Source organism: Pigmentiphaga daeguensis, from assembly GCF_039523035.1.
Classification (GTDB): Bacteria; Pseudomonadota; Gammaproteobacteria; order Burkholderiales; family Burkholderiaceae_B; genus Pigmentiphaga; species Pigmentiphaga daeguensis.
In genome coordinates, this window is the sequence record NZ_BAAAEN010000001.1 from 210,629 (window position 1) to 226,066 (window position 15,438).

Genomic DNA, 15,438 nt, shown 5'->3' on the forward strand with positions numbered 1-15,438 from the left:
TCTATTAGGAGTGGGGCAGGGCTGCACCTGCCTCTTTGAGGGCTAATAGTCGCCTCTTCAGTGGTGCCGCATCGCCGGGATGAAATCTTTCCAGATGCAGAACTTGTCCCATTGCCTGGGCGTATGGGCCACGCTCAAACGAAAGCGCCTCGCCTTGCGCGATGCGTCGTTCAACGGCATGGACGACTGCACGAATCTTGTTGCGCGTGGCTTTGTCCAAGCCAGGCTTGTTGTTCACTGCGAGCTTCGTGACGGCCATGCGGCTGCCCGATGTGGCAATTTCATGCTTGGCTCGTTTGGCCTTATAGCCATGCTTGAGCAGCATGCCGTACACCTGCCGCACTACGTTCGTTTTTGCCTCGTTGGTCAGGAACGTTTTAGACGACACGGCGATGTCATCGACATAGCGAGAGTAGACAAGACCTTGGGCTGCGAACTTGCCGAACAACTCGGGCTCATCCCACCAGAACACGAGGTTGGCAAGGAATGAACTGGTTATCGCCCCTTGGGGCAGTTCGCCATGCCGGGTCGTCAGTTGTGTCAGGCATCGCGCCACGTCCTCGCTGAAGCCGAAGAAGCCGCGCCAGATGCTGAACACGCGGTCTGCCGACGTGGAAGGGAAAAAACCGCTGATGTCCTCGTTGATGACGATCCGTGCGCGGGCATGGAGCGAGGCGTTGACCTTGTAATCGCAGCCTTTGATACTCCCCGTCAAATAGGCCGGGTAGTTCACGTGGTCGAGGATCTGACTCTTGATCCTTCGATGAACTTCCTTCAATGGCTCCCGTGCATCGTAAGTATTACGGATGCTGCCGTCCGGTTTGGTGATGGACTTTGCGACTCGGTAAAGGTCGTTAGCACGCTCGGCCAATGTCGGGAGGTCGCCGACAGGCATTCCCAGCGCAACATGCAGGGCTTGCAGCGTGCCGATGCGGCGCTGGCTATAGGAGGGGGCGTTGGTCGCTGACTGGCTCATTGAGCAGTTCCAGTGCCGTGCGCGCAAGGTCTCCTTGCAGCGACTTGTCGATGCCCGTCAGATCATCCCCTTCAGCGCCGAGAAAAAAGATGATGCCCACGGGCATATGCAACGCATGGGCGATTTTGGTCATGGTGGAAAGCGTCGGATCACGCTTATTGTTTTCCAGCATGGAAAGATAGGAAACCGAGCATTCAGCCTGTCGCGCCAGATCAGCCTGGGAGATGCCCCGCCGAGTGCGGCATAGCTTGATGGCTTGTCCAACGTTCATGATCGACTCCGGTAATCAAATATTGGGCTTGCTGCGTCTTGGCCCACTTCCATCACTTCATCCAGTCAGTGAGATTGCTCACTGCGCGGATGACGATGTCAGTGATGCGCAGAGTCCGATCCAGGAGTTTCCCGTGATCGTGCTCCCGCTTCTCAGAGCTTTCAGACATATCGCGCAGTTGCCACAACACGTCATCCAGTTCAGCCAGAGCGCCAGCATCGAGTTGGCTGTAATGTGCATCGCGCAGCTTTTGGAGCGTTGCGATGCTGTTCTTCAAAGTTTCAAATTTCATGGATTGCTCCTTCTAAACCCGGCACAACGCCGAAGCCCCGTAACAAGGCGATTGGCCGAAAGGAGCCAACTCGATGCGCAAGCCCAACACCAGTCGTCGCGGTGATGAAGCCCCGTCCGAGCGTCTATCCGATTGCGCTTTGTGATTAGCAGATTGCATCTGGCTAACCGTGGTGCGCGGGACGATGCGAGGGCGAACCTTCGCGGCGGACCGATCGTTACCGGCCTGCCTCACCTCAAAATCTCCAACACTGGATGAAGGAGCGGCCTGAATCACTTCAGGCAATACACTGACCTTTCGCTTTTACGGTAAGAGCAACACTTCAAAGAACGTGTACCTAGGCGATTCGCCTAGCCGAGGGCATTACAGCACAAGTCTGCGCGTAATGTCAATAGAATTTCACTGATGGTGAATTTATAGGTGTAGTAGTGGCGTCTCCGGCCAAGAAGCATGGCCGGTCGCGCTGTCGTGCTGCGCATCGAGCCGCCTGCGGCGTCTCGCCCCATCGGGCTTCCATCGTTCCCTCGCTCCGCTCGGCTGACGCCTCCGGCCCGACTTCATTCGGGCCTGCGCGCTCCGCTTGCCGAAAACCGGGGAGCGTGGAGGCGCGAGGGATGCGGTCTTGCTTTTCCCTTCATCGTGCCACGGCGTGCTCGCCGTCAAGGGCGGCGCGCCGATGGCGCTTGCGGCCTGCGGCCGTCGCTGTCCCCTGACTGCTTGCGCTGCGCCGTGCCTCGGACGGGTCGGGCAATTCCGCCCGGCAACCTTTCAGGAGTTCACCATGATCAACGCACTCATCACTGACGAACAGCGCATCGTGCTGCTGGCCAATGGCCGCGAATCTCTCCAGAACCCGGACTTCGATCCGGCGCCCGTGGTCAAGTTGTTCACGCCGGACGCCGGCGCGACCTGGCTGCTGACCGAGATTGATCCCGATGACCACGATCACGCCTTTGGTCTTTGCGACCTGGGGCTGGGTGAGCCGGAAGTTGGCTGGGTCAGCCTGGGCGAACTGGCGACGGTGCGCGGCGGGCTGGGCCTGCCGATCGAGCGCGACCTGTCGTTCCGCGCCGAGAAGCGATTGAGCGCCTACGCGCGCGATGCGCGGCTAGCCGGGCGGGTCATCGTCTGACCCGGCCTTGGGGCGTCGCGGGACGCCCCCTCGCATCGCGCCCATGTGGCGCGATGCCTGCACGCCTTCGGCTTGCACTCCAGGGGAAAGCCCTGCGGGCTATCCCCGCCGCGCAGGCTTGGCGCCCCTGAACACCGCCGACCCGGCTGCGCCGGATCGGCTAGACCGCATTCGCAGCAGATCCACGATGCCTTGCGTGGATTCGTCCTGATCTTGCATTGAAGGCTGGGCGTCCCCGGCCACCTGGGAGATGGCCGGTCGCGCTGTCGTGCTGCGCATCGAACCCCCTGCGGGGTTTCGCCCCTGTCGGGTTTCCATCGTTCCCTCGCTCCGCTCGGCTGACGCCTCCGGCCCGGCTTCCAGATCCGGGCCTGCGCGCTTCGCTTGCCGTGCGGTCGGCGTGTGGAGGGGCCGTTGCCTTGTCCAGCCGTCTTCCCTGACCTCATCACCTTGTCCGCGACTGTAGCCCGCGCCCGTGCGCCGTCAAGGCGCGCAGGGCCGTGTCCTCGGCTGCGCCTGCGGGCCGCACCAACCCTGCGCTTGCCTCCTTGACGGCGCCCGTTCGCGCGCTCCTGACCGTCGCGGGCGATGAACTCAGGAAAGACGGTGGCAACGAGGCCAACCGGGTTCTTCGTGCCGACCGCACCGAACAGCCGAAAGGCTGGGCTTCGAATCTAGGAATCCGGTGTGCGGTTTTCTTCAACAGCCTTTTTGTTCAGGAGAAAGACATGCAACTCGCATCCCGTTTTGCTTCCCGTTCCCCTTCGCTGCGCAGCGATTACCCGCTGTCCGATGACCAGATTCGCAGGGTGGCCCCGTCCATCTTCGCGGACGCCCCGCATGAGAGCCGTTCCGAGCGGTACAGCTACATCCCCACCGCTGCCGTCCTGACCGAGCTTCGCAAAGAAGGCTTCCAGCCGTTCATGGTGACGCAAACCCGCGTGCGTGATGAAGGCAAGCGCGACCACACGAAACACATGCTGCGCCTGCGCCATGCCAGCCAGATCAACGGCGCGGAGGCTAACGAAATCGTGCTGCTGAACTCGCACGATGGCACCAGCAGCTATCAGATGCTGGCCGGAATGTTCCGCTTCGTGTGCAGCAATGGCCTTGTGTGTGGTGACACCGTGGCCGATGTGCGCGTGCCCCACAAAGGCGACGTGGCCGGTTCTGTCATCGAAGGCGCTTTCGAGGTGTTGAGCGGCTTCGAGCGGGTGAAGGAATCCCGCGATGCCATGCGCGCGATCACGCTGGATGAAGGCGAAGCCGAAGTGTTCGCCCGTTCCGCGTTGGCCCTCAAGTACGACCCCACCGACAACAAGCCCGCGCCCATCACCGAATCGCAAATCCTGATGCCGCGCCGGTTCGACGACCGCCGCCCCGACCTGTGGAGCGTGTTCAACCGCACCCAAGAAAACCTGACCAAAGGCGGATTGCATGGCCGCAGCGCCAACGGACGCCGCCAGCAGACCCGACCCGTGCAGGGCATTGATTCCGATGTGCGCCTGAATCGCGCCCTCTGGATGCTGGCCGATGGCCTGCGCCAGTTGAAAGCCTGAATCCCCACGCGGCAGGGGCAGGCAGCAGCCCTTGCCGCTTTCTTCGCTGCTGCATTTCCTAACCGCAAGGAGTTATCACCATGAACGCCATCACCCAAACCGAAGCCCGCGCCATCCAAGCCCCTGCGCTGGAAGCCGCCGACCCGACCAAGAATCTGATTCTGGTTCCGCTGTCGCGGCTGGTGCTGCGCCCCACGGGCCGCAACGTGCGCAAGACCCCGCGCATGTCCATCCCCGAACTAGCCGCGAGCATCCAGCGTGTCGGCCTGCTGCAAAACCTGATCGTGATTGCATCCGCCGATGGCGAGCATTACGAAGTCGTGGCCGGTGGCCGTCGCCTCGTGGCCCTCAAGCTGCTGGCGAAAAAGCACCGTATCAGCAAGGAATGGGAGGTGCCTTGCCTGCTGGTGGCCGATGGCACGGCCCGCACTGCCAGCCTCACCGAGAACGTGCAGCGCGAAGCCATGCACCCGGCAGACCAGTTTGAAGCCTTCGCGGCACTGGTGGCCGAAGGCCGGCCCATCGAGGACATTGCGGCGGATTTCAGCGTCACGCCGCTGGTGGTGCAGCGCCGCTTGAAGCTGGCGAATGTCTCCCCGCGCTTGATGGCCGACTATCGCGCCGATGCTGTCACGCTCGATCAGTTGATGGCCCTGTCCATCACGGACGACCACGCCGCGCAGGAAAGCGCGTTCTACGATGCGCCAACGTGGCAGCGTCACCCGTCCAACCTGCGCGAACGCCTCACCGAGCGTGAGATTGACGCCTACCGGCATCCGCTGGTGCGCTTCGTCGGGCTGGACACCTACGAAGCCGCAGGCGGCGGCATCCGCCGTGACCTGTTCGCGGAAGATGATGCGGGCGTGTATCTGACCGATGCCGCGCTGCTGGAACGGCTGGCGCAAGACAAGCTGGCAGGCATCGCTGCCACTGTCCGCGCCGAGGGTTGGGCGTGGGTGGATGCCACGCCGGGCATGACCCATGCCGACCTGCACGCTTTTCAGCGTGCGCCGAGGGAGCGGCGCGAGCCGAACAAGCGCGAAGCGGCACGCATCGAGAAGTTGCAAACAAAGATGCACGAACTGGCCGAAGCCGTGGATGCCGCACTGGACGCCGACGACGAGGAAAAGGCCGACGCCTTGCAGGAGGAAGGTGAAACCCTGGGCGAGCAGTTGCAGGCGCTGGAAGATGGCTTGCAGGGCTACGGCGCGAATGTGAAGGCCGCAGCCGGTGCCATCGTCACCATCGACCGCAACGGCGAGGCCGTCATTCATCGCGGCCTGCTGCGCGAAGCCGAGGCCAAGGCACTTCGCACGCTGGAACGGCTGCGCCAAGGGTTCGGCAGCGAAGGCGAATCCGCGAATGACGACGAAGGCGAGGACGGAGACGACGACAGGCAGCCCAAGACCGCCGCCATGTCCGACCGGCTGGCGCAGCGCCTGAGCGCGCACCGCACCGCCGCGCTGCAAATCGAAGTCGCCCGGCATCCGCAAGCTGCGCTGGCCGCTGTGGTGCATGGCATGGTGCAGACCGTCTTGCAGGACAGCCGCTACGGCCGCAGCCGTGATTCTCTGCCGCTGGGCGTGGGCCTCAAACTGCAAGACCGGCTGGAAGGCATGGCCCCGGACTGGCCCGAATCACCCGCCGCCGTGGCGCTGCGCGAACTGCAACAGGTGGCGGGTGAAGCCTTGCCGGAGGACAGCGCCGAACTGTTCGCCGCGCTGCTGGCGAAGCCGCAAGACGAACTGGTGCGGTTGCTGGCCGTGTGCGTGGCTTCCACGGTGGACGTGGTGACGCCTCGCACCACGCCGCACCAGCCCGGCGAGGAACTGGCGCAGGCCGTGGGCCTCGATATGGGCGCATGGTGGAAGCCGACCGCAGAAGGCTACTTCAAGCACGTTTCCAAGGCCGTGATTCTGGATGCCGTGGGCGCGTTTGCACCGGAATCCGTCACCCGGCTGGCGAAGTTGAAGAAGGCCGACATTGCCAATGAAGCCGAACGGCTGGCCGATGGCACGGGCTGGATGCCCGCCATCTTCAAGACCGCAGGCTCGCAGGATGCCGCGCAGGAGGCAGGCCCGGAGCAGGATGCCCCGGAGGATGCCGAAGCAATGGCGGATGAACCTGCCGAGGCGCTGGCCGCTTGACCCGCGCCGAAGGCGAGCGCCCCGGCCTCGACCGGGGCGCTTTGCTGGAAGGAGAAGCCCCCATGACCCGCACCACCACCAGCCGCCCGCGCATGGCGGCGATCTACGCGCCCGGCACGGTACGCGCCCGGCGCTGGCACGGCGCAGGCGACGTGCGCGGCTACCGCCCGCCCTCGGGCTGGACGGCCTGCGCCGACCTCACCGACATTCATCCCATCACGGGCCGCGCCTTGCCGCGTGCCGTGTGGTGGCTCATCGAGACGAAGGAATAACCGCGTTCAGCACCGCGCCCAGGCCGTGCCGTCCTGGGCGCGGTGAAACGCAAAATCCGGGCGCGGCGGCGGCCGCGCCCGGTGTTCAAGGCCAGCAGCCTAGTCAGAACGCCGCCGCCTTCGCGCTGGCTCAGGCGGCGGCGTTGAAGGCATCGCTGTAGCGCGCGATGCCTTCCGGCACTGGCCCGTGCAGGGCCAGCGCCATGAAGTAGCCGGGCGGCACGCCCGGCAGTTGCAGGCCCGCATGGGCCTGAAAGCCAAAGCGCCCGTAGTACACGGGATCTCCGAGCAGCACACAGCCTGCGGCCTGCATGGCCCGCAGTTCAGACAGCGCCTGTTCCATCAGGCGCGAGCCGATGCCGTGTCCCTGCCTTTGCGGCAGAACGGAGATCGGCCCCAAACCGTACCAGCCTTCGGTCTTGTGGCCGTGGCCGTCGGTGATGGTCACGGGCGACAGGGCCACATGGCCGACGACCTGGCCGTGTTCCTCGGCCGCGATGGAAAGCGTCAGTTCGCCGGCGGCGCGCAGGGCGCGCACGATGAACTGCTCGGTGTGGCTGGTGTGCGGCGCATCGGCGAAGGCGGCAATCGTGACGGCCTCGATGGCGGCAACGTCGTCAGGTGTTTCGTGTCGTAGATGGATGGTCATGAACTTCTCTTGGATGCCTTCCTGAAAATATAGAACGGCCTGGGCGTGTCGGCGCGGTGCGCCGCCGGGCTTTCGGGCTGCGCCCCGTGCTTCGTGCCGAATCACGGCCATTCGGCATCAATCCCTCACGCCTTCGCGCCTGCGGCGCTGCGCGCTTCGCTTGCCTCCAGGGGAAAGCCCTGCGGGCTATCCCCGCCGCGCGCAGCTTGGCACCCCTCGATGCCGCCGAACCGGCTACGCCGGATCGGCCCGGCCAGCGCCCCGCCGCGATGGACGGGGCTTGTGAGGCTACGCCCCGGCTTGCTGCGGCAGGTTGTGCAGATGCGTGCCGTCCTCAACGCTGGCGGTTCCTGCCTATCACGTCACGAAGGACGGTTCACGGACAACCCGCCCGGCATCGCTATGGAGCTTCCACGCCACGCCTCAAGGCCGGCGCCGCAAGGTGCGGCAGGGGCGTTCTCGCCTGTCGTCGGGCGGTTGACTTGGACCGCGTCAGCGGGCGAGCCGGAGAAGCCTTCGGGCAGGGATGCCGAGTCGGCCCCATCTCCTTTCGGAGCGGTTCGGCCCAAGGCGTCCTTGTCTCGTTGTGAATCCTGGCAGGGGAACGGCTGCGCCTCGGGCGTCATGGTTGCAACCGTCCGGCGAAAACAATTTCCCCGCCGCTACGCGGCTTCCTCGCGCAGCAAATTCTTTTCGCCTCCCGGCTCTCCACTGCGTTGCGACCGCAAGCGGTGCAGCCAGCCCGTCCCCCGCCGGCCGGATCACAACAAGGACGCGATGGGCGCGAACCTTGTTCAACCGAAAGGAGAAAACATCATGGCCAACATCGGCACCTTCACCGCAGACAAAGACGGCTTCGCCGGCACGCTTCGCACCCTGAAACTCAACGTCAAGGCCAAGCTGGTTCCCAACGACAAGGGCAGCAGCGAGAACGCCCCCGACTTCCGCCTCCAGGCCGCCGGCCACGACATCGGCGCGGCGTGGAAGAAGACAAGCGAGGCCGGGCGCGATTACCTGTCCGTGACCCTCGACGATCCTTCGTTCCCGGCTCCGGTCTATGCCCGCCTGATCGAAGGTGAGGACGGCACGCACGACCTGATCTGGTCGCGCAGCAAGCCCCAGGCGGTGTGACCGCCGCAGCGCCCCGCTATTGCGGCGGGGCGCATCCTTCCAAGGATCGATCTGTGGCCATAGTGACGTAGACTGAGTTGAACCTGCTAGAGGCGTTGCTTTTCCACAAGGCGGCGGTAGTGCTCGCCGAGCACTGTGAGTTTGCAGGTCTTACTTTGCATTGCGGCGTGCCACATATGCGGCGCATCCACGGGTACAACCAGATTCAGGCGGTTGTATCGTTGCAGCAGCGCGAACTTTCTTGTGTTTTCTGGATTTGGGGGAGGCATGTCCGGATCTCTTCCCTTCAACTCCGGCTCAAATGTGGGGTCGAGTTTATATTCATAGCCTCGTTGAGGGAAAAATTCCGTTATACGCCGAAGATCGTCAAGGGAGATGGGTGGATTGACTTTTCTAAGCGAAACGAACTGCCTAACGTTGGTCTTGAAAATAGGACGCTGCTCCCAGGCTCCCAAAGATTGGTCAACGTGCGCGTAAATACTGCCTGGAGTGATATCACCAGTGAGATTAGCTGCTCCACCGTGAAGCGCATCTACTAACAGTGTTGTAAATACTCCTCTGCCATTTTCTTCCGTCGCATACTGATCGGCAGCCGAGGCGGTAAGAATAGTCAATCCTTCAGATAGACTGGCAAGTTCCCCAGCGGCAGGGGGAGTCCCGGCGATACCTGAGTGGCAACTATCAAGAATGATTATCTTGTTTCGAGCCGGAGATTTATTGGCCACGGTGAGAACTTCGGAGAGCGATACCCCTTCGTCACCACGGCGAGAGTCGGTTGCAAGTAGATATCCACCCGTTGCTTCAATGTGCCCATGGCCGGCGAAGTAAAATAGCGCAATATCAGCCTGCGCCTTGAAAAGCTCCTCTACTCGATCTTTTAACAAAGCCCGATCAACGCGATCCGTTGGGCCAGTGCCAGTGAACATCTTGCAATCGAAGTTGACTGACCCATCGCCATGCCGGGCCAGGACAGCTTGCACAGCGTGGGCGTCATCAACGCATCCATACAGAGAGCCACCATGCTCGTAGTGATTGATGCCGACTATAAGAGCTATACGCACGACATCACTCCTTACGTATCAAAGACCATTGATAAAGTTTTTGATGGCATCCCACGTCCACACAACAGTGTTAACGCCTTCAATTCTGGTTCGATCATCGGTGTAGGCCCAGATGCCTAGTACCCTTTTTCCTTCTTCTCGCGCGCACGCAATCTCCCATTTTTGCCCGCTTGATGTCAGGGAGTTTTTGCTAATGAGAGCAATCACGCCGTCTGATCGGCGAATGCGAGTGCGGACTTTTTCCTTCCACTCCGACGCATAGGCTTCCTTGACGGACATGTCTATATACTCAAATGGCGAGTTCGTAAGGAGTGATTGGCCTTTCAAGAAGTCTCTTTGCCTTTCGTCTTCAATTGCGAATGCAACAAAAATAACTTTCTTATCTGCCATGTGATCTCCTCTCATTGAAATGGTTTGGGAAACTTCTCTCGCATGTTGCGAATCGAATGTAACAGAAGTTTTTTGCCTCAGACCGGGGGCTACGCTTGGCCAGGGTCGCCGACTTCATCTAGTTCCCGACGCACCTGCGCCAGCAGCTCCTCGGCCTTGTGTGGGCTGTCGCCGATGTAGGCCAGCGTCAGCAGCGTCAGCGGATGCACACCCATCACCTCGCACAGCTCGGCCAGCTTGTTCAAGGTCGGGCTTTTGAGGTCGCGTTCGAGGGTGCTCATATAGGTGCGGCTGGACACGTCAGAGAAGGCTTCCTGGCTCAAGCCACGCGCCTTCCTGACCGTCTTCAACGCCTTTGCCAATGAGTACCGAGCCGCCACCTATGGTTTCCCTTCAAAAACCAAGATGACAACCTATTGCGCTCTATAGGGCTACAATCTATAGTGTTCACTAGGTGCCGCCCTCCGCTTTCGTGTCTTTACAGAAATCCGCATCGGCGGGTTCCTGTAGAGCCATGGAACCGCATCCGTGCTTGCGCACGAAGGCGTAAATCCGGTGTGGCGGTTCTGCGCTTCGGCGTGAAACCGCATCCGTGCATCATTGGATTTGTGGGATTGCCGACCATGCCCCAGCCACTTGCCACCGTCCCGGAGCGCGCGCAACTGCTCGCCAACGGCGAGGCCCGCGCCGCTGGCCGGGCCATCGACCCTGTGCCTGTGGTGCGGCTGTTCACCCCTGACGCGCACCTCATCTGGCTGCTGGCCGCGCTCGATCCTGCGGACGGCGATACGGCCTACGGCCTGATCGACCTCGGGCTGGGGATGCCGGAGCTGGGAACAGTGAAGCTGTCCGACCTGGCCGGCATCGTCGGGCCGCTCAAACGACCCGTGCTGCGCGACCTCTATTTTCGGCCAGTGCGCACCCTTGCGGAATACACCCGGCTGGCCGAGCGCGACGGGGCTATCCCGGACTGAATACGGCCTACTGTGACTTTTCCAGTCTGGTGTCATACCGGGTAAGTCTCAATCGGGATTCTTGCGGCGTAGCCGCACCAGTCTGATCCAAATAGACATGATGCCTGGCGTGGGCTGCGGCAGGCTGGCCTGTACGGCGCCCCACATCGGGGCGCTGCCGCCGCAGCATTGAGACGAATACCGCAACGCATCGGAGCCAATCGGTCTTGACAGCCTCAGCCACCATTTTTACCCATGACGTTCTGACGATGGCGATGTAGCGCGTAGCCCAGCCGTGGCGGCGATTCCTGTTCCCAGGAGGTTGCGTCATGGCCGACCGCGCCGCCGAGCCTTGGTATCCGACTGCCGCGTATCTGTACGTGCTGCATCTGGACAGCCTTGCGCTCGCCTGGGAGTACCTGCGCAGGCACCCCGACTACCGGCTCGACTGGCTGCGCCATCGTCGCCGGCCGCAGGCGGCACAGGAAGCGGCGCAACGCTGGGGCTTGCGCCTGCTGGAAGACCCGGCCCTGGATGCGCGCGACGCGCATCCGGCCTGGCTGCCCGGCCACGCTGCGATGGTGCAGCTTTACCCGGACGAAGATCCACCACCCGATGCCTCGATCTTCGCGTTCTGGCGCATCCCCGGCCATAAGCAACTGCTCCATGACGGCAAACGGCTGGCGCTGATCGCACGCAGCCCAGGCCATTGCCTGCGCTTTGCCCTGGCGCCCGGTCTGGAAGACGGCATGGCCGTGGCCTATGCCCGGCGGGGCGGCACTGCCGCGGCTGTGCGCGGTCATGCGTCCGGCACGGCCTTCGCTGCCACCACGCCCAGGCCAACACCCTCCGCGCTGTTGGAGCTGCACACCTTGCAGGCGCTCGACGCGACTCTGGCGGGCGCGTCCTTGCGCGATGTGGGCGAAGGACTGTTCGGTGCCGACGCTGTGGCCGACTGGTACAGCGACGGTGGCCTGCGCTCGAAGGTGCGCCGCCTGGTGCGGCGCGGCGATGCGCTGATGCGCGGCGGCTATCGCCACCTAGCACAGCTTCCGCCGCTTGAGAAGGGTCGTTTTGAGGACGACGCAAAACGGCCCTGAGCAGGACAGCTTGGTTTTCTGAGACTGCCTCCATCCGGTCGCGCTGTGTGACCGGGCGCTTTCAACCGATGGAGGTTCACACCATGCGTCCCGCTCCCTTGCGGCCTGCCGCCACTGTCTCGACCGCTGCCGCACAGCCCCAACGCTACCTCACCAACGATGAAGCCGCCGAGTACCTGCGGCTGTCGCCGCGCACGCTGGAAAAGCAGCGCGTGATCGGCGGCGGCCCGCGCTTTCGCAAGTTCGGCCGGCGCGTCATGTACGCCGTGGCCGACCTCGATGCCTGGGCTGCCGACCGCAGCTTCGAGACGACCTCCGATCCCGAATACGCCGAGCACCACTCGGCCGACAGCCGTGCGCGCTGATCGGCGGCGCGCGGCAGGCCATCGCCATGTCCAGCACCGCGCTGCCGTCCCGGCAGCGGCCGTTGCAGGAGCGCGAACAGCTCGACCTGTTCCGCGCCTTGCCCGGCGACATGGCACCGCGCGACAGCCAGGACTTGATGGCCTATCCGTTCTTCTCGCTCGGCAAGTCCAAGCGGGTCAAGCCCATCGACTTCCGCGCGGGCAACGTGACGATCCGCGTGGAAGGCACGGCCGAGCACGGCATCGCCACGATTTGGGATGCGGACGTGCTGATCTGGGCGGCCTCGCAGATCGTGGAGGCGAAGGATGCGGGCCTGCGCCCCTCGCGGCTGATGCGCGCCACTCCCTACGAGATCCTGCGCTTCATCGGGCGCGGCAAGTCACTGCGCGACTACCAGCGCCTCAAAGCGGCCTTGGATCGGCTGCAATCGACCACCGTGGCCACGTCCATCCGCGAGACGACCGGGCGACGCTTGCATCGGTTTTCGTGGATCAACGAATGGAAGGAACTGGCCGATGCCAGTGGCACGCCGCTGGGCATCGAACTGATCCTGCCGGACTGGTTCTATGCCGGCGTGCTCGACGCCGCCCTGGCGCTGACCATCGACCCGGCGTACTTCCGGCTCACGGGCGGCATCGAGCGGTGGCTGTATCGACTGGTACGCAAGCACGGCGGCAAGCAGGAATACGGCTGGCAATTCGACTTCCGCTACCTGCACCAGAAGTCCGGCAGCACCGCGAAGCCCTACGACTTCGCCTGCGATCTGCGCTCGCTGGTCGCACGGCAGTCGCTGCCCGGCTACGTCCTAGGCATCGAGCGGATGCCGGACAACGGCATGGAGCTGCTGACCTTCCGGCCCGTGCCGCATACGGCACGGGGATAACTCCGGGAAAACCTGTGAATGGTGTCGTGCTATCAGGCGTGCGGGGTATCGTGCTATCAGGCGTGGAACTATCGTGCTATCAGGCGTGCCGATCGGCCGCAAACCCGCGCCAGCACTGGGTTTCCTTGCCCTCTAACTTCCCTAACTTAATCTCTCTAACTTTTAGTAGGGAAACGCCGCTGCGGTGGACAACCACCACGCGGCCGCAAACGCAGCGGCAACAGCCGGGCTTTCCAGCATGGAGGGCCAGGCCATGATCGTCGCGCTGCTCAACCAGAAGGGCGGCGTGGGCAAGACCACGCTCGCCACGCACATCGCCGGCGAGTTGGCGATGCGCGGGCAGCACGTCGTGCTGCTGGACGCCGACCCGCAGGGTTCATCGCTGGACTGGACGCAGCGCCGAAGCCAGCAAGGCTTGCCACGGTTGTTCAGTGCCGTGGGCCTCGCCCGCGAAACGCTGCATCAGGAAGCGCCGGAACTCGCCAGACGGGCCGATCACGTCGTCATCGACGGCCCGCCGCGCATTGCCGCCTTGGCGCGCTCCGCGCTGCTGGCGGCCGAGCGCGTGCTGATCCCGGTGCAGCCCAGTCCCTATGACCTGTGGGCCAGCGCCGAGATGGTCGCGCTGATTCGCGAGGCGCAGGTGTTTCGGCCTGCGCTGCGCGCGGAAGTGCATCAACGCATCGTCTTCGCCGACAGCGTGGCTGCTGGCCGGCTTGCACGCGAGACGGCGCCGGACAGCGCCGCCGCCCGCGAAATCACAGCCCTGGTGGACGAACTGTTGCGGTGGACGCCATGACCGCAAAGCCGCCACCGAACGGCAAACGCACGGCCAAGCGCGTCGGCATCGGCGCGCGTCCGCCCGCGAATCCGCACGCCGAGGCGTGGATTCGCCAGGGCGACGCCGATGCGCTGGGCAAGGGCGACCTCTACACCGCCCGCCTGACCCTCGACATCACGCCCGCGATGCGGGCGCGCATCAAGGTATCGGCCTTCACGCAAGGCGTGACCGTCGCCGACCTGCTGCGCGGCCTGCTGGAGCGGGAGTTTCCAGAACACCGCAGGGAGAACACGCCATGAATGCATCCGCTTCGCCTGCCCCCGCGCCTGTTGCTTTCGCGGCCACGGCCGCGCTCGCAGCACCATCCGTCCAGTCTGCCAGCGCGCCGCTAACGCGCGTGGCGCTGGCCTACATCGAACCGCGCTTCAAGCTCTACCTGCGTTTCGGCGAACCTGCGCGCACGCTCCAGCTCGACCGCTGGCGGCGCTGCGCGGTGTTCCTGCCGGGTGCCATGTTCTGCCGCATCCGCTGGCATGCCAACGACTACGGCACGATCCGCTGGCAGCTCATGGTGATGCAGGCTTGCACGCCGTTCGATGCGGCGCAGCGCATCCCCGGCGTGCAGCCTGGCGCGCGCCTGCTGCTGCACGCCGAAGGGGAGAACCAGGTGCGCGCCGTGCTGGAGCGCATCGACGCCATCGAGGCGCTGGGCATCGCGCCTATCGGTGCGTCGCCCGCGTACTGGCGCACGCTCGCCAACCGGCTCGCCGCGCGCCTGCCGTTGCCCGAATACACCGCCGAGCGGCACGCCGCCTGGCTGACCGGGAGGGCGCTGCCATGACCGCCGTTTCCCCTGCCGGCACCGAGCCGCGTCCTCGCGCGCCCCGCGCACGTTTGCGCGCTCGCCTCGTGCTGGCGAGCCTGTCCGCCTGTGGCCTCGCGGCGCTGGCCTGGGCGTCCTTCGTGCATCCGATGCCGCGTCTGATCTACAACCCGTCCGACAGCGTGGCGGTAGGCTGGTATCGCGTCGATCCACAGGAGCACGGCACCGGCTCGCTGCCACGTCCTTTGTCCGTAGGCAGCATCGTCCTGACCACGCTGCCGCCAGATGCCGCCGCGCTGGCTGCGCAGCGCGGCTACCTGCCGGCGCGCGTGCCGCTGCTCAAGCGTGTGGGCGCCGTCGCGCCGCAGGAGGTGTGCATCACTGGCCGCGTTGTCCGCATCGACAGCGTGCCTTCGGCCGCCGTGCTGCCCGCTGACCGCTGGCGCCGGCCGCTGCCATCCTGGCAGCAATGCCGCCGCCTTGAACCCGGCGAACTGTTCCTCTTGAGTGTGACCAACCCGGCGTCGTTCGACAGCCGGTATTTCGGGCCGGTCAGCGCATCCGCCGTGATCGGCGTGGCGCATCCGGTCTGGCTGGAGTCACGCCCATGATGGCCGCCGACTCGCTGCACGTTGCCGTGCATCTTGTCGTG

General features: G+C 64.1%; 20 protein-coding genes. 13 read left to right on the plus strand and 7 right to left on the minus strand.

The window, feature by feature from the left end:
- Positions 1-4 precede the first annotated feature (4 nt).
- From ABD104_RS01035 to ABD104_RS01045, 3 genes are read right to left on the minus strand one after another with little or no spacing between them, the layout of a single operon-like run.
- Positions 5-976, minus strand: a complete 972-nt coding sequence (locus ABD104_RS01035; RefSeq protein ID WP_011516221.1) for a reverse transcriptase family protein — start codon at positions 974-976, stop codon at positions 5-7.
- A complete protein-coding gene (locus ABD104_RS01040; RefSeq protein WP_114482658.1) occupies positions 942-1,247 on the minus strand; it encodes a helix-turn-helix transcriptional regulator in 306 nt (101 codons plus the stop codon). The genes ABD104_RS01035 and ABD104_RS01040 overlap by 35 nt, the downstream gene beginning before the upstream one ends.
- A gap of 52 nt (positions 1,248-1,299) precedes the next feature.
- The gene (locus ABD104_RS01045) at positions 1,300-1,539 is read right to left on the minus strand and encodes a hypothetical protein (RefSeq protein ID WP_011516223.1); all 240 of its coding nucleotides are present in this window, start codon (positions 1,537-1,539) and stop codon (positions 1,300-1,302) included.
- Positions 1,540-2,320: 781 nt separating this feature from the next.
- Between ABD104_RS01045 and ABD104_RS01050 the strand changes: the two genes are divergently transcribed.
- The 4 genes from ABD104_RS01050 to ABD104_RS01065 all read left to right on the plus strand — a co-directional run bounded on the left by ABD104_RS01050 (position 2,321) and on the right by ABD104_RS01065 (position 6,649).
- The gene (locus ABD104_RS01050; RefSeq protein ID WP_011516224.1) at positions 2,321-2,671 is read left to right on the plus strand and encodes a DUF2958 domain-containing protein; all 351 of its coding nucleotides are present in this window, start codon (positions 2,321-2,323) and stop codon (positions 2,669-2,671) included.
- Positions 2,672-3,399: 728 nt separating this feature from the next.
- The gene (locus ABD104_RS01055) at positions 3,400-4,230 is read left to right on the plus strand and encodes a DUF932 domain-containing protein (RefSeq protein ID WP_279844678.1); all 831 of its coding nucleotides are present in this window, start codon (positions 3,400-3,402) and stop codon (positions 4,228-4,230) included.
- A gap of 80 nt (positions 4,231-4,310) precedes the next feature.
- Positions 4,311-6,377 (plus strand): ParB/RepB/Spo0J family partition protein, encoded by a 2,067-nt coding sequence (locus tag ABD104_RS01060; protein WP_343927008.1) that lies wholly within the window; start codon positions 4,311-4,313, stop codon positions 6,375-6,377.
- A 62-nt stretch (positions 6,378-6,439) separates the two neighbouring features.
- Positions 6,440-6,649, plus strand: coding sequence for a hypothetical protein (locus ABD104_RS01065; protein WP_114482724.1), 210 nt, complete (start codon positions 6,440-6,442; stop codon positions 6,647-6,649).
- Positions 6,650-6,779: 130 nt separating this feature from the next.
- Here ABD104_RS01065 and ABD104_RS01070 read toward each other — a convergent pair whose 3' ends face one another.
- The gene (locus ABD104_RS01070; protein ID WP_114482152.1) at positions 6,780-7,298 is read right to left on the minus strand and encodes a GNAT family N-acetyltransferase; all 519 of its coding nucleotides are present in this window, start codon (positions 7,296-7,298) and stop codon (positions 6,780-6,782) included.
- Positions 7,299-8,114: 816 nt separating this feature from the next.
- Here ABD104_RS01070 and ABD104_RS01075 point away from each other — a divergent pair.
- On the plus strand, positions 8,115-8,429 hold the full coding sequence (locus ABD104_RS01075; protein ID WP_343927009.1) for a DUF736 domain-containing protein: 315 nt from the start codon (positions 8,115-8,117) through the stop codon (positions 8,427-8,429).
- An 86-nt stretch (positions 8,430-8,515) separates the two neighbouring features.
- On the opposite strand, the gene ABD104_RS01080 is transcribed toward ABD104_RS01075, so the two are convergent.
- The 3 genes from ABD104_RS01080 to ABD104_RS01090 form a co-directional block, all read right to left on the minus strand.
- Positions 8,516-9,490 (minus strand): caspase family protein, encoded by a 975-nt coding sequence (locus ABD104_RS01080; RefSeq protein WP_114482150.1) that lies wholly within the window; start codon positions 9,488-9,490, stop codon positions 8,516-8,518.
- Between the two features lie 18 nt (positions 9,491-9,508).
- On the minus strand, positions 9,509-9,880 hold the full coding sequence (locus ABD104_RS01085) for a TIR domain-containing protein (protein WP_114482149.1): 372 nt from the start codon (positions 9,878-9,880) through the stop codon (positions 9,509-9,511).
- 89 nt (positions 9,881-9,969) lie between these two features.
- Complete coding sequence (locus ABD104_RS01090; RefSeq protein ID WP_114482148.1) at positions 9,970-10,260, minus strand: helix-turn-helix domain-containing protein; 291 nt, start codon at positions 10,258-10,260, stop codon at positions 9,970-9,972.
- Between the two features lie 243 nt (positions 10,261-10,503).
- Here ABD104_RS01090 and ABD104_RS01095 point away from each other — a divergent pair, with 243 nt between their 5' ends.
- From ABD104_RS01095 to ABD104_RS01130, 8 genes are all read left to right on the plus strand, one after another.
- The gene (locus tag ABD104_RS01095; protein ID WP_114482147.1) at positions 10,504-10,854 is read left to right on the plus strand and encodes a DUF2958 domain-containing protein; all 351 of its coding nucleotides are present in this window, start codon (positions 10,504-10,506) and stop codon (positions 10,852-10,854) included.
- A 308-nt stretch (positions 10,855-11,162) separates the two neighbouring features.
- Positions 11,163-11,933, plus strand: a complete 771-nt coding sequence (locus tag ABD104_RS01100; protein WP_114482146.1) for a DUF2285 domain-containing protein — start codon at positions 11,163-11,165, stop codon at positions 11,931-11,933.
- 83 nt (positions 11,934-12,016) lie between these two features.
- A complete protein-coding gene (locus ABD104_RS01105; RefSeq protein WP_003107109.1) occupies positions 12,017-12,298 on the plus strand; it encodes a helix-turn-helix transcriptional regulator in 282 nt (93 codons plus the stop codon).
- A gap of 26 nt (positions 12,299-12,324) precedes the next feature.
- A complete protein-coding gene (locus ABD104_RS01110) occupies positions 12,325-13,182 on the plus strand; it encodes a replication initiator protein A (RefSeq protein ID WP_253144800.1) in 858 nt (285 codons plus the stop codon).
- A gap of 253 nt (positions 13,183-13,435) precedes the next feature.
- The gene (parA, locus tag ABD104_RS01115; protein ID WP_343927010.1) at positions 13,436-13,981 is read left to right on the plus strand and encodes a ParA family partition ATPase; all 546 of its coding nucleotides are present in this window, start codon (positions 13,436-13,438) and stop codon (positions 13,979-13,981) included.
- Entirely contained in the window at positions 13,978-14,262 is a 285-nt protein-coding gene (locus ABD104_RS01120; RefSeq protein ID WP_284409450.1) for a chromosome partitioning protein ParB, read from the plus strand. The genes parA and ABD104_RS01120 overlap by 4 nt, the downstream gene beginning before the upstream one ends.
- The gene (locus ABD104_RS01125; RefSeq protein WP_284408791.1) at positions 14,259-14,804 is read left to right on the plus strand and encodes a DUF2840 domain-containing protein; all 546 of its coding nucleotides are present in this window, start codon (positions 14,259-14,261) and stop codon (positions 14,802-14,804) included. The genes ABD104_RS01120 and ABD104_RS01125 overlap by 4 nt, the downstream gene beginning before the upstream one ends.
- Positions 14,801-15,397 (plus strand): S26 family signal peptidase, encoded by a 597-nt coding sequence (locus tag ABD104_RS01130; protein WP_343927011.1) that lies wholly within the window; start codon positions 14,801-14,803, stop codon positions 15,395-15,397. The genes ABD104_RS01125 and ABD104_RS01130 overlap by 4 nt, the downstream gene beginning before the upstream one ends.
- Positions 15,398-15,438: the final 41 nt, after the last annotated feature.